Origin of the sequence: Vibrio sp. Vb0888 (genome assembly GCF_033338835.1) — a bacterium.
GTDB classification, from domain to species: Bacteria; Pseudomonadota; Gammaproteobacteria; order Enterobacterales; family Vibrionaceae; genus Vibrio; species Vibrio alginolyticus.
Window position 1 is genome coordinate 32025 of record NZ_JAWOTL010000027.1, and the last position, 13996, is coordinate 46020.

13 protein-coding genes are annotated in these 13996 nt (G+C 44.5%); 6 read left to right on the forward strand and 7 right to left on the reverse strand.

Features of this window, described 5'->3' with window-relative positions; all coding sequences use genetic code 11:
* Window positions 1–170: 170 nt before the first annotated feature.
* Complete coding sequence (locus tag R7P72_RS22040) at window positions 171–821, forward strand: thiopurine S-methyltransferase (protein WP_021707633.1); 651 nt, start codon at window positions 171–173, stop codon at window positions 819–821.
* Between the two features lie 72 nt (window positions 822–893).
* Here R7P72_RS22040 and purT read toward each other — a convergent pair whose 3' ends face one another.
* From purT to R7P72_RS22075, 7 genes are all read right to left on the reverse strand, one after another.
* On the reverse strand, window positions 894–2069 hold the full coding sequence (purT, locus tag R7P72_RS22045; protein WP_033905149.1) for a formate-dependent phosphoribosylglycinamide formyltransferase: 1176 nt from the start codon (window positions 2067–2069) through the stop codon (window positions 894–896).
* Window positions 2070–2212: 143 nt separating this feature from the next.
* The gene (gene cdd / locus R7P72_RS22050; protein ID WP_005377892.1) at window positions 2213–3100 is read right to left on the reverse strand and encodes a cytidine deaminase; all 888 of its coding nucleotides are present in this window, start codon (window positions 3098–3100) and stop codon (window positions 2213–2215) included.
* 430 nt (window positions 3101–3530) lie between these two features.
* Entirely contained in the window at window positions 3531–4208 is a 678-nt protein-coding gene (locus tag R7P72_RS22055; RefSeq protein WP_005385454.1) for an LrgB family protein, read from the reverse strand.
* 1 nt (window position 4209) lies between these two features.
* Window positions 4210–4584, reverse strand: a complete 375-nt coding sequence (locus R7P72_RS22060; RefSeq protein ID WP_005385452.1) for a CidA/LrgA family protein — start codon at window positions 4582–4584, stop codon at window positions 4210–4212.
* A gap of 55 nt (window positions 4585–4639) precedes the next feature.
* The gene (gene sbcB, locus R7P72_RS22065) at window positions 4640–6061 is read right to left on the reverse strand and encodes an exodeoxyribonuclease I (RefSeq protein WP_132936599.1); all 1422 of its coding nucleotides are present in this window, start codon (window positions 6059–6061) and stop codon (window positions 4640–4642) included.
* A 156-nt stretch (window positions 6062–6217) separates the two neighbouring features.
* The gene (locus tag R7P72_RS22070) at window positions 6218–7591 is read right to left on the reverse strand and encodes an L-cystine transporter (RefSeq protein WP_047100707.1); all 1374 of its coding nucleotides are present in this window, start codon (window positions 7589–7591) and stop codon (window positions 6218–6220) included.
* Window positions 7592–7791: 200 nt separating this feature from the next.
* Window positions 7792–8481, reverse strand: coding sequence for an NAD(P)H-binding protein (locus R7P72_RS22075; protein WP_047100706.1), 690 nt, complete (start codon window positions 8479–8481; stop codon window positions 7792–7794).
* Between the two features lie 248 nt (window positions 8482–8729).
* On the opposite strand from R7P72_RS22075, the gene cobT reads away from it, so the two are divergent.
* The 5 genes from cobT to R7P72_RS22100 all read left to right on the forward strand — a co-directional run bounded on the left by cobT (window position 8730) and on the right by R7P72_RS22100 (window position 13660).
* Window positions 8730–9773 (forward strand): nicotinate-nucleotide--dimethylbenzimidazole phosphoribosyltransferase, encoded by a 1044-nt coding sequence (gene cobT / locus R7P72_RS22080; protein WP_047100705.1) that lies wholly within the window; start codon window positions 8730–8732, stop codon window positions 9771–9773.
* Window positions 9773–10579 carry an adenosylcobinamide-GDP ribazoletransferase gene (locus R7P72_RS22085; RefSeq protein WP_115385892.1) on the forward strand — a complete coding sequence of 269 codons (807 nt, stop codon included), beginning with the start codon at window positions 9773–9775 and terminating at the stop codon, window positions 10577–10579. The genes cobT and R7P72_RS22085 overlap by 1 nt, the downstream gene beginning before the upstream one ends.
* A complete protein-coding gene (cobU, locus tag R7P72_RS22090) occupies window positions 10576–11109 on the forward strand; it encodes a bifunctional adenosylcobinamide kinase/adenosylcobinamide-phosphate guanylyltransferase (RefSeq protein ID WP_047100703.1) in 534 nt (177 codons plus the stop codon). Before R7P72_RS22085 ends, cobU begins: the two co-directional genes overlap by 4 nt.
* Before the next feature lie 11 nt (window positions 11110–11120).
* Window positions 11121–11735, forward strand: a complete 615-nt coding sequence (gene cobC / locus R7P72_RS22095) for an alpha-ribazole phosphatase (protein WP_017820880.1) — start codon at window positions 11121–11123, stop codon at window positions 11733–11735.
* A gap of 128 nt (window positions 11736–11863) precedes the next feature.
* Window positions 11864–13660, forward strand: a complete 1797-nt coding sequence (locus R7P72_RS22100) for a M3 family oligoendopeptidase (protein WP_213907217.1) — start codon at window positions 11864–11866, stop codon at window positions 13658–13660.
* Window positions 13661–13996: the final 336 nt, after the last annotated feature.

A 13996-nucleotide genomic window follows, 5' to 3' on the forward strand; every position in this document is an offset into this window, starting at 1 on the left:
TCACCATTTATCTTTTCTTTATTCTGATTATCAGATAAAGGCGCGTCTCCTATGAGACCGATTACATCCTATCACCGCAGTATTAACCAAAGATGAACGGCATAGACAAATTGAAAAAAAACGTTAGTCTTACCTCTCAAAATGAAAACAGCCGACAAGTAGAAAGTAAAATGAGAGACCAAGAATTTTGGCATAACAAATGGGCCAGCAATCAGATCGGATTTCACTTGGAAGATGTAAACCCGCTATTACCAGTATATTGGAAACACACTAATCCAAAGCGTGAAGATAAAGTGTTAGTTCCTTTATGTGGAAAGTCAGAAGACTTGATTTGGCTAGCGATGAAGCATGATTCGGTTGAAGGTGTTGAGCTAAGCCATATTGCTGTGCGTGCCTTTTTTGCTGAACATTTTTACACGCCAACGGTAACGCCTCTTAATGGCATGCACGAGCTTTATCAATTTGATGAGCTCTCTATTTATACTGGGGACTTTTTCACTGCACCAGTATCTCAAGCCGATATCATTTATGATCGCGCCGCGTTGGTTGCTTTACCGCAAGATATGCGAGAGGAGTATGTAGAGCGTCTCAAGCAACTTTTGAACCCAGGCGGTCGTATTTTGCTTGTTACACTCAACTATCCTCAAGAAGAGATGGCGGGGCCTCCATTTAGCGTGCCGGTCGAAGAGATTGAGCAGTTATTTTCAGGTTACAAAGTTACTTGTTTGAACGTAGATGAAGCTGACGAGAATCATCCTAAAATTGCGAAAAAAGGCTTAAGTCGCTTCTCTGAAGAAGTGTACTTAATCGAGAGTGAATAGGCTCTCTTCGGTTTGGAACACGAAATAGCGCAGCAATTTGAGCTGCGCTATTTTTGTATGAGTGGTTCGTATTTAATAAATGATATTCACTTTTGAAGCACTTTCAACAGCATCTTGAACGGCTTCTTCGGTGGTTTTTCGTCGCGTAAGGACAACACCTAAACGGCGGCGACCATCGATTTCTGGCTTACCGAATAGACGAACTTGTGTTTGAGGTTGAGCTAAAGCTTTGCTTAGGTTTTCAAAGCGAATGTTTGTGGAAGTCCCTTGTCCAAGAATAACAGCAGACGCAGATGGGCCATATTGTACAATATTATTAATTGGCATTCCGGTAAACGCGCGCACGTGGAGAGCAAACTCAGACATTTCCTGCGAAATCATTGTAACCATACCCGTATCGTGAGGGCGAGGAGAGACCTCATTGAAAATGACTTTATCGCCTTTGACAAACAGCTCTACACCAAAGATGCCGTAGCCACCGAGCGCGTTTACCACTTTCTCAGCCGTGTATTCAGCTGCTTTTACTGCGTTTTCTGACATAGTTTGCGGTTGCCATGATTCGCGGTAGTCGCCATCTTCCTGACGATGACCAATTGGAGCACAGAAATGCACACCGTCAACGGCTCTGATGGTCAATAAAGTGATTTCGTAATCGAAGTCGATAAAACCTTCCACGATAACGCGACCTGCACCCGTACGCCCGCCTTCCTGAGCGTAATCCCATGCTTGTGTAACGTCGTCTTCGGTCTTGATAACACTTTGCCCTTTACCTGAAGAGCTCATCACAGGCTTCACCACGCACGGAATACCCACATGCTCAACCGCGGCTTTGAAGTCTTCAAAGTTATCTGCAAAACGATAAGGTGAAGTCGTCAATTCCAGTTCTTCTGCTGCCAAACGTCGGATACCTTCACGATTCATTGTTAGCCTGGTTGCCTTAGCGGTTGGAACAACATTCAGTCCTTTTTCTTCAAGCTCTACCAGTTTGCCGGTTGCGATGGCTTCAATTTCTGGTACGACGTAAGTAGGTTGTTCCTTCGTAATAACTTCTTCTAAGGCGTTCCCATCTAACATGTCGATAACATAACTACGGTGAGCGACTTGCATCGCTGGAGCATTGGCATAGCGATCACAAGCAATCACTTCTAAACCAAGTCTCTGGCATTCAATGGCGACTTCTTTACCGAGTTCGCCAGAGCCTAAAAGTAATACACGGGTAGCATTTGCGCTAGTTGCAGTGCCAAACATAGTGTTCCCTTACAAAATAGAGTGATGAGACAGAAATTGCAGGAGATCATACTGAAGTTTTATGACAAAGCAAACGTTTGCTTTTGGTTTTTAGGTAATAAAAAAGCTCTACATGTTGTAGAGCTTTTTGTTGAATTTGTCGTTTATACGTTGACAAAACTAAGCGGAATATCTGGATTCAACGCTTCCAACGTTGATTGCGTATCGGCTAAGTGACTGATCTTACCTTCAGAGTTTTCTACCAATGCAGCGGCTTTGATGCTGTCAAAGGTTTCACCCGCAAGTAAAACTTGGATTAGCGCAACTTGTAGCGGTGGCAAGCTAGGATTAAACGCTGCATTTTCTGCATAAGCGCCTTGGAATACACGGCCGCTAGTCATCTCTAATGCTAAACCACTCAAGTTGTTGGTGTATGGAGAGTGGCTCATGTTCATCGCTTCAACTGCACTTTGGATGAGTGCGTCTTCATCATCACATGAGAATTGGTGTTTAACTTCTGCCATTAAGCCGGACTCGATACCGAGATCGTTTGGTCCAAAGGCTTCAGGCAGGTATTCATGAAGTGACTTTTCTTCACGTTCTGGGAGCTGGATTTTAAGCTCGTTTGCGGTAGATAACTCATTCATGAACTGGCGGCAGTGACCACATGGGCTGAAGTTGATAGTGATATCCTTAACACCACGTTCGCCTTTCATCCAAGCATGGCTAATCGCAGACTGCTCTGCGTGAACCGTTTGACCCAACTGTACACCAAAGAATTCCATGTTGGCACCGAAGTAAAGGCGACCTGAAAGACCACGAACGATAGCGCCGACATAAAAGTCAGAAAGGGGAGCATAGGAGTACGCTGCGGCAAAAGGAAGTAGCGCAACACGAAGCTCTTTGTCTGATAGACCGGTAGCTGAAAGCAACTGCTCAAATTGTTGAACTGAAAGCGTAGCATCAAAATCATCAGCTTGGATGATAGGAGCAAGTTGTTTGGAAAGTGCTTCTGGAGCGCCTGCTAGCGCCTGTTCAATGCGACTTTTCATGTTGAATCCTTGTTATTGCATGGACAGTTATTCTATGTGAAAGATAGAAATGTTCCGTGCGTTAGATCACGATAAATAATGCAATTGATAATTCTGTTACATAATTAGAGTGAGCTCACACATGTATTCGATTGCACAGGTGTGAAGCGTTATCTCCGTCTCACAATTAACCATATCAGTATATATTCATATGACCAAGGAGCAGGAGTATGTTACTAACGCGACTTTTACCGCTATGCTACTTTATACCTACGTAATCTAGAGCGAGTGGTAGCACCTAGAATGCTAATGCTATGAATGTATATCTCGATCAAGTCCCTTCACGATATTACTGGGTGAGGTTGATAGATAAGATAGGGTTTTGAAAAGGGTAAGGAAGAAGCGGAAAGGCTACGGCCTGCCGGAAGGAGGGCAGACCGAGAGCGCTTAACTATTGATATAGCCAGACAGCCAAAGCAAAAAAGCTTGGAGCCAAAATAGAAGTTATGATCCCACATAAAACCAATGCGAGTGATGAGAACGCGGCATCTATGGGCTGTTTCTCTGCACAAGTAGCGGTGCCTAAGGCATGAGAGACTGTACCCATTGTCAGACCACGTGCAATCGGGTGTTTAATTCCAATCAAATTGTAAATTGGGTATGCCAAAATTGCGCCCAATAAACCGACAATCAGAACCAAGATCGCTGCAACGGCGGCTTCACCACCGAGGTGACTCGATATTTCCATCGCTATTGGTGTAGTGACGGATTTACCCACTAGACTCGCGATTAAACTGATATCCGCTTTGAAAGCGACTGCGATCAAGGTGGTTGTCATCATCGACATCACACTGCCTACTGTGCAAGCGAAAGTGATGATTCGCCAGTTTGCTTTAATTTGTGGTAGTTGTTCATATAGTGGATAAGCCAGAGCAACTACAGCAGGTTGAAGCAAAAAGCTAATTCCTTCGTTATCCGCATAATACGTTTCAAATGGCACATTTAAGTAAGTAAGCAAAGGAATGAGTACTGCGATACTGATCAGCAAAGGGTTTGCTAGAGGATTGTTCACTTTGATTGCGATTTGGCGAGCGATAAGAAAAACCGCAATGGTAACAACTAACCACATATCAGTGTTTCTCCTGTAGCAAGTAATCCAGCAGCCAAGCGAGGCTGACCAGTACAATGAGTGAACCGCCAACTGCGCTAGCAATGATAGGGAGGGCATTAGCGAGTAGCATATCGAAATGTTGCATTAATCCCACGCTAATAGGAACGAACAATAAGATCATATAGCGGATAAATAGCGTGGCGCCCGGTTTGACCCAGTCGACTTTTACAAGCCCAAGAGTCATGGAGAAAAACAGTACGAGCATACCGATGACACTTCCTGGAACGGAAACGCCAGTGAACTTTTGAATGGTAATTCCGATGCCAAGTGCTCCCATGATGAGGAAGATTGAAATGAGCAGTTGGATCAGTTGTAAGAATCGTTCTTTAATCATTTTGACAGTATATAAACAACAAGCACACCATAAGGTGCGCTTGTATTAGGAGGAGTTAGGAAGCTAAGCTCTCTACATAACGGTACACGGATTTTAATATCGCAATCTTCTTTTCGTCACTTTCATGTTCGTGAACTAAGTTTTCTAAATTCAGCATGTACTCTTCAATTTGGCTTTCAAACACTTCTCGACAGTGTAGTGCCCAGCGTCTTTGTTCTTGCTCGTCTAATGTGCCTGGGAAGTTACGCGCACGATAGCGGAACAATAGAGGTTTAATGCGCTTGTCATCAAATTCAATGTCTAATGCAGCAAGATTATTCGGGTCGGTTTCTCGAATGATATCCATAGCTGCGCGATCAGCCGGAGAAAAGAACCCGTCGTAAAGCTGTGTATCGACGTCATCACTTTTATCGAATTTACGCTCGACTGAAAAGAGGCTAATCAGCTTTTCTCTAATTTCAGGATGTTGGCGCAACAAAGCGAGATTAGCGAGACATTGCTGGCGATCAATGCCAATAGACTCCGCATTTTCAGCCGTTAACGTTTTTGCAGGGGCGAGAATAGGGCATTTGTTCAAATGAACTAGTTTAACTGGCACTGGTAGCAATTCACCAAGATCTTCGCGCTTAGTGTAGAGTCTTTCGTGCAGCTCTTCTGCGGATAGCTCAAGAATAGGTTGAGGGTCTTTCGCTAAATCGATGGTGATAACGGCGTTATTATTGGTTGGATGCCAAGCAACAGGCACAATCCAGCTAGTGTACTGGCATTCGCGCCCTAGCATGCCTGAAACGTGCATCAACGGTGTCATGTTGACGATGTCGACTAAATCATTGAGCTTGCGCTTTTGGCGCATAGAAAAAAAGTAATCAAACAATTTTGGTTGCGCTGCTTTTACTTTCTTTGCCATTTCGATAGTCGCAATCACATCTGCCATGGCATCGTGCGCGTTACTATGTTCTATGCCGTTAGCCACAGACAAGTGTTCTAATTTAAAGCTAGTGAAGCCATCTTCGTTTTCTGGCCATTCTACGCCTTCTGGGCGAAGGGCATGGCACGCGCGTAGTACATCGAGTAAATCCCAACGCGAGTTACCGTTTTGCCAACTCCATGCGTATGGATCGATAAAGTTGCGATAACAAGTATAACGGGTCACTTCGTCATCAAAGCGAATGCTGTTGTAGCCTAAACTGGTGGTATTTGGTCTCGCGAGTTCAGCGTGAATCTTAGCGATAAACTCTGGCTCAGAAAGGCCTTCTTGAACCGTTTTTTGCGGAGTAATACCAGTAATAAGCGCAGCTTCAGGAGACGGAAGATAATCAGCTGGTGGTTGACAGTACATGACTAAAGGCTCGCCGATGATATTAAAGTTTTCATCTGTACGAACACCAGCAAACTGGCTTGGGCGATCTTTCGCGGGGTTGGTTCCCCATGTCTCATAATCAAAGAAGAAAAAAGTGGGCTGATTATCTTGGTGCATTCTGCTTACCGTTTACAAAACCGATGACAGTATTAGACCATTCAACGCCTTGACTAGCAACGAAAGATGCAAGTTGAATTTTTGAAAATGAAAAAAGCCGATGGCGAACCATCGGCTTGATATTTTACGTTTATCGCTTTGGAAGGAATTTGAGTTCTATGCTCGTGTTTCTTCCAATGTTGCTTCACTTTCTGGTGACTTCAGCACTCGGCTAGCAATTGTACCCGCAGTCATTGAGCCTGAAACGTTTAGTGCGGTACGTGCCATGTCAATCAATGGTTCAATAGAGATAAGTAGCGCCGCGATGGTCACAGGTAAGCCCATTGCAGGAAGAACAATCAAGGCTGCAAACGTTGCACCGCCGCCAACACCTGCAATACCAAATGAACTGATGGTGATAATCGCAATCAATGACAGGATAAAGTGTAGATCAAGTGGGTTGATACCCATTGTTGGAGCTACCATCACTGCAAGCATTGCAGGATAGATACCCGCACAGCCGTTTTGGCCGATAGTGGCACCAAACGATGCTGATAGGTTTGCAATCGCTGGTGGTACGTTAAGCTTCGTGATTTGCGCTTCTACGTTTAGTGGAATTGTTGCTGCTGAGCTACGAGATGTAAACGCGAAGGTCAGTACAGGCCAGATTTTCTTAAAGTATTCCGCAGGGCTAACGCCGACAAAAGAGACTAATACGCCGTGAACAACAAACATCAGTGCGATAGCAACATAAGACGCCACAATAAAGCCAAGTAGGTTTAGGATGTCGCCTGCGCTTGATGTCGCTACCACTTTTGCCATCAGTGCTGCGATGCCGTATGGCGTTAGGGCCATGATCATCTTCACTAATCGCATAACGATAGATTGAGCAGCTTCTACGAAAGTACGAATCGGTGATTCCAACTCTGCTTTTTCCATCATCACTTTACGAGCGGCGATACCAGTTAACACGCCGAAAATCACTACAGCGATAATCGATGTCGAGCGAGCACCTGTTAGATCAGCAAATGGGTTGGTTGGAATGAAACTAACTAGCATTTGAGGAATAGTTAGGTCACTTACTGTACCGGCACGGCTTTCTAGAACGGCGATACGAGCGGTTTCACGCGCACCTTCAGTTAACCCTTCTGCTGAAAGGCCAAATGTTGTTGTCACCAAGATACCGATAAGTGCAGCAATTGCAGTCGTTACTAGAAGAACAGAGATGGTCAGGCCAGAAATTTTACCTAAAGATCCACCTTTCTCCAATTTAACAACTGCAGAGATCATCGATACCAATACTAGTGGCATGATGACCATTTTCAGTAGACCAACGTAGCCACTGCCTACAATGCCTACCCATTCAAGTGTTTGAGCAATTGCGCTGTTGCCTTCACCGTGAATGAGTTGCAAAGCAAGACCAAAAAGAGAACCGGTAACAAGACCGATCAAAACGAGACGTGAAAGAGTATGTTTCTTTTGTTGCTGACTAAATAGAAAGAACAATATGCCAACAAAGACGGCTAGAGAGGCTATCACTGCAAAATTCATAATTTGACCTTATCAACCAACCGAAGTGGCGGTTGTTTTTTATACGGGGTTTTATACGGATGTATTTATGGAGCGTAAGATAACGCTCGTGATATAACTTTAAAAATGACAAACGGGTATTAGCTAGATCTAAAATGAATATAAAAACGAGATCTAAGTCGCGTGAGAGCGTGAATTAGCACGTTAATTGTACAAAATGGTTATTCGTAGTGATGCAGTAAGTCACGCATTTCTTTCCTTTGTAAGTAAACCACCGAGTCTTCTTGATAACTGAAAAGTTGATAAATCATCGCTTTGGCGACATCTTCTGCTCGAATCGGTAAAAAGTTGGACAGTTTGCCAAGCATGAATGGGCGAATTACCTTAAACAGAGTTTGTACTAACTTCTCGTCCATTCTTGGGCTTTGACGTTGACCAACAAGCGGGCCTGGGCGAACAAATACGATTTCCTCAAAATCCATAGCTTCGATTCGTTGTTCCATTTGTCCTTTACAAGCTAAGTAATGGGATGGCGATTTACTATTTGCACCGAGGCTAGAAACAACCGCAAGGCGTTTAACTCCGATTGTTTTCATCTGCTGGGCGACTTTACACACCAGATCAACATCTACTCTACGCAAATTATCCTTACTGCCTGCTTGCTTAAGGGTCGTGCCTAAACAGATAAAGCCGATGGTTGGTGTTGGTTGGTTCTCATCCCATTGGTGGATAGAAAGGTCTGCATCAATGAGAGGAATAAGCTTGTTTTCCACATCTAGGACGCCATCGAGTGGGCGGCGAGAAAGATAATATAGGGTTCCAACACCTGATTGATTTATGAGGTTTGCAATGACTTTTGAGCCTACTAAGCCAGTTGCACCGGCGATGATTGCGCAGGTGTTGTTATCCATATCTTTTCTCCTATATGGGAACATAGTCTAAGCTATTGTAGCGGATTTCAACGAGTTACTTATAATCTCGTGCAAGAAAGGTGAGACGCTCTGCGAACTCGGCAGACTATCCTGAGATAAACTTGATTAGCGCTGCCCCAATTGGATGCAAGTGTATACAATAGTGGGCGCGCAAAAACTGTCGCTGAACAAGACCTCTTGAACAACAGAACACCTCTCACCCAGACAACATCAAAGGAACGTAAAAAATGGATGACTCTTTTGCTGCGGAGATACAAGCACGCATAGATAACAAAACCAAACCCGTCGGTTCTTTAGGCTTATTGGAAAAGGTGGCACTGCAGTTAGCTCTTATTCAAAGTCAGAATAAACCTCAGCCAGTTGATTCCATCGCTATCTGCAAACCAAGCATGCTGGTATTTGCTGGAGATCACGGCGTTGCAGAGGAGGGCGTGAGCATTGCGCCAAGCGAAGTCACTCAGCAAATGGTGGCTAACTTTCTCGCTGGCGGCGCAGCCATCAACTGTTTTTGCGACATTAATGGCATTCAACTCAAAGTAATAGATTGCGGCATGTTGGCTCCTATTGATGTGCTGGTTCCAGAATTTAAATCCCATCCCAACTTGGTTGAACAACGGTTGGGTAACGGTACGGCTAATTTTTCTAAACAATCAGCGATGTCCCCAGAACAAGTGGCGTTAGGTTTAGAATATGGTGCGAAGATTGCTGAGCATACCATTTTGCATGGTTCAAACCTCTTAATGTTCGGCGAGATGGGCATCGGTAATACCAGTTCGGCCTCAGCACTGTTATCGGCGCTGAGCTCATTAGATATTGATTATTGTGTTGGCGTTGGCACCGGAATCAATCAACAGCAGTTGAGCCGCAAATATAAACTGGTAGCACAGGGGGTAAACCGATGTCGAGGTCTTGATACCAAAGCGATTCTCGCACAGGTTGGGGGCTTTGAAATCGTACAAATGGTGGGCGCTTTTTTAGAAGCCAAGCGGCTTAAAACTCCAGTTTTAGTGGATGGGTTTATCGTATCGGTAGCGGCTTATATTGCGACGTTGTTAGACGAAGAAACGCGTGAATACATGTTGTTTGCCCATCGCTCTGAAGAAAATGGACATAAATTTGTATTGGAACATCTTAAAGCCGAACCTCTGCTCGACCTTGGTTTACGGCTAGGGGAGGGAACAGGAGCCGCTCTTGCCTTACTCTTGTTAAAAGCTGCCGCCCAGTTTTACAACAAAATGGCGAGCTTTGAGAGTGCAGGAGTTACAGTTTAGTGTCAGTCCCTGATAATTCTGAGAAAGTCACGCCGTCATCGTTAAGATACCAGTGGGAGTTATTTCTATTAGCTACCAGTTTTTTTAGCCGCTTACCCGTGCCCCAAGCGTTGCCTTACAGTGAAGAACGCATGAATCAGGCAGGCCGTTACTTTGCGTTAGTTGGTCTCGTGCTTGGAGCACTTTGCGCTTTGGTATTCTCGCTCACCTCAATTTTTTTTCCAGAGTCGGTTGCCATAGTATTAACGATGGTGTTTAGCTTATTGTTAACTGGGGCTTTTCACGAAGACGGCTTGACCGATATGGCGGATGGCATTGGCGGTGGCATGACCGTAGAGCGACGCCTCTCTATTATGAAAGACAGTCGTATTGGCACTTATGGTGCCGCCACTCTCATTATGGCGTTATTGGCTAAGTATGTTTTTTGGAGTGAACTGGCTAACTTGCCGCACTTTTGGTTGGTCATTGTCGTCGCTTACACCGCAAGCCGAGCACTAGCAGCGACGCTTATTTATGACATGCCTTATGTCAGTGACAGTGATACGTCGAAAAGTAAACCGCTAGCAAGTCGCCAGTCTTCTCTAGAAGTCTCCATTTTGTTGTTTACTGGTGGCGTAACATTGCTTGTGCTTGGTTTCGCGGATGCGATCTTGATATCGCTTGTTCTCGTGGTATTTCGTTTGATGTTCAAACGTTGGTTAACCAAGAGAATTGGCGGCTTTACGGGGGATTGCCTTGGCGCAGCGCAACAGTTGTCGGAACTGCTTATTTATCTCACTATGATTGGGTTGTATCACTCCTCATGAAGCAATTGATACTCGGTGGCGCGCGCTCTGGGAAGTCGCATTTGGCAGAAAAAACAGCTAAGCACTTATCGGTCGCTTCTCATCGATCATTACACTATGTTGCAACCGCGCTGCCATTTGACCAAGAAATGCGAGAGCGAATAGCGCATCATCAAAAGCAACGCGGGGGCGAGTGGCAAGAGCATGAATGCCCCCTTCATTTATCTGAGTTACTGACAAATTTCGCTACCACCGATGTTGTATTGGTCGACTGTTTAACCTTGTGGCTCAACAATTGGATATTTGAGTTAGGTGATGAATGTTCCAATGAGAAGCTAGAAGCAGAAATTGAAAAGCTTATAAAGATGGTACGTGGCTCAGATGCGACGTTAATATTCGTCTCTAACGAGGTTGGAATGGGCATTGTGCCTTTGGGGGCGGTTAGTCGTTATTTTGTGGATAATGCAGGACGGATGAATCAAAAACTAGCCAGTGTTTGCCATCGCGTTACCTTTGTTGCTGCTGGTTTGCCGTTGGTTCTTAAAGAGTAGGATGGAACAAAATGAAAACACTCAATATCTATCTTGTGCGTCATGGAAAAGTAGACGCTCCACCAGGACTCCATGGCCAAACAGATGTAAAAGTTACGCCTGCTGATCAAGAGAGTATTGCTCGGGCTTGGGCCGAGAGTGGACGAGGTGTGGGTGGAATAATTTCTTCTCCGCTTTCACGCTGTCAAGAACTGGCAAACATCATTGCTGAACAGCAATTATTACCAGTAATGACGGATGAGTCTTTACAAGAGATGGCATTTGGTGATTTTGATGGTATGCCTTTTGATATGCTCACTGAGCAGTGGAAAAAGCTAGATGCTTTTTGGCAATCGCCAGCACAACATACGTTGCCGAATGCTGAGAGCTTAAGCACATTTTCTGAGCGCATATGTCGCGTTTGGTCTCAAATCATCAACGATATCAATGACAATCTACTTATCGTCACGCATGGTGGCGTCATTCGTATGATTCTTGCTCATGTATTGGAGTTAGATTGGCGTAACCCAAAGTGGTATTCGACGTTGTCGATAGGAAACGCTTCTGTCACGCATGTAACAATTACCATAGATGAGCAAATTTACGCCTCGGTGCGTTCGATTGGCGTACCTCTTTTAACTCGTTAATTTATAAATATTAAAATGCCCAGAACGATATTGCTTACGGGCATAGTCACGGAAGATGTCAGTGGAAGCCCATCTGCTAGGTGCAGGAAGCGAAAATTGACTCAGTTACATAAAAAGGAAATATAGAAATGACAACGCCGAGTTGGGATTTGTCCATCGTTTATAACGACCTTTCTGACCCACGAATTCAAGACGATATTGCTCTTGTGGAACAATGTATTGATCTTTTGAATAAACAATCAGCAGATTGTGGCAACGTAGAGATCATGCAAAATGCGATTTTAACCAATGAAGCCGCGAGTCGTTTAGCGGGTACAGTTGCAAATTTTGCGAGTTGTTATGCTTCTGTTGATGCAACAAACGCCGAAGCGAAATCGTTACTTGGTAAAATGACCCGCATCTTTTCGGAGCTTTCCCAAGCGTTCAGTCCCTTTGATTTGACATTAACTCATGCCGACGAAGAGTTTATCTTGCGCGTGTTAGACCATGAGAATCCTGATATCAGTGGGCAAGCTTTTTCTATCTTGAATTCTAGAAAGTTGGCGGATACTCGTCTTAGCAACGCAGAAGAACAGTTACTGGCTGCGATGAGTGTGGATGGCAAATCGGCTTGGGGTAACCTATACGATAACCTGACTGGCTCATTGAAAGTGAAGCTTAAGTATGTAGATGGTAAGAGTGAAGAGCTTGGGTTTTCTCAAGCGGCAAGCATTCTTTATGGTTCTGAATTCGAGCGTCAAGAAGCCGCGTGGCGAGGCGTACAAGATGCAATGCAAACGCATCAAGAATCATTCGCTGCGATTTTGAATGCGTTAGCAGGATGGCGCTTAACTGAAAACAAAAAGCGTTCTACGAAGCGTGAAGTTCACTTCCTAGAGCCGAGTTTGCATGGTAGCCGAATCCAAGCTGAAACTTTAAATGCGATGATGACCGTAGCCAAAGACAGTCGAGCTATTGGTCAGAAAGCAGGTTTATTGATGGCGCAAGTACATGGTCTGGATGAGATGAAACCTTGGAATCATCTGGCGGCTATGCCTGCTTTGAGCGGTGAAGTGAAGGTTTACGACTTTGATGAAGCGATTGATGTTATTTGTGAAGCATTTGAAACAGTAAACCCTGAGATGTCGGAGTTTGTCCGTTTGATGGTACAAAATGGTTGGATTGATGCCGCGCCAAATGCTAACAAGCGTCTTGGCGCATACTGCACCAAACTGCCAGCAACGCGAACACCACTTGTGTTTATGACTTGGAGTGGCAGTCGGTCAGACCTTATGACTCTGGCACATGAACTTGGCCATGCGTTCCATAACTGGGTTATTCGTGATTTGCCACTTTGCCAAACTTACTACCCAATGACGTTAGCAGAAACCGCCTCTATCTTTGCAGAAAACATCGTTCGTGATCATTTGATTTCGAAAGCTGAGAGCGTTGATGAAAAGCTCGAGATGTTGTGGGAAGAGTTGTCATCTGCGCTAGCTTTAATGATCAACATTCCGGTTCGCTACGAGTTTGAAAAATCGTTTTATGAACGCCGCCAGGATGGAGAGTTAACCGCAGATGATTTCTGTGAGTTGATGTCAGAAACTTGGAAAGAATGGTATGGCGACGTAATGAGCGAACCGGATCCGTACTTCTGGGCAAGCAAGCTGCACTTTTCTATTGATAGCGTGAGCTTTTATAACTACCCATACCTATTTGGTTTCTTGTTTAGCAAGGGTATCTATGCACAGCGAGAAACCAAAGGCGAAGCGTTTTACACCGATTACATCAATTTGCTGCGCGATACAGGCTGCATGATGGCGGAAGATGTCGTCGAAAAGCATCTGTCGATGGATTTAACCCAGCCAACGTTTTGGCAGCAGAGTGTTGAGCTAGTGCGTGAAAAAGTCGATGAGTTTGAGCGTTTACTCGCACAGCGCGGCTAAGTTTTTCGCAGTGTTGATGCATAATCTGCTTTATAGCTACAAAAATTTGATCAAATCATAATGATCTTAATCATGGCTGTGGTAAAGTTCACAGCCCTAACACTTTGTAATTGTTTGAAAATTAAACGCCTCAATGCTTGATTTGAGTGCCTGGCGCGAAAAGGCATCGGATTTTCGAGGGAAATAGTGATTTCTACTCATAAGTGAGATCGCAGCAACAAAAATCCTTTGTACAATTTATTAACATATCCGCCGTGCTATTAAGGAGTAACGCATGACGAAGTCTCTCTTTCGCCAATCGTTTTTAACTGACACGTTAGATGTTCATATTGATGT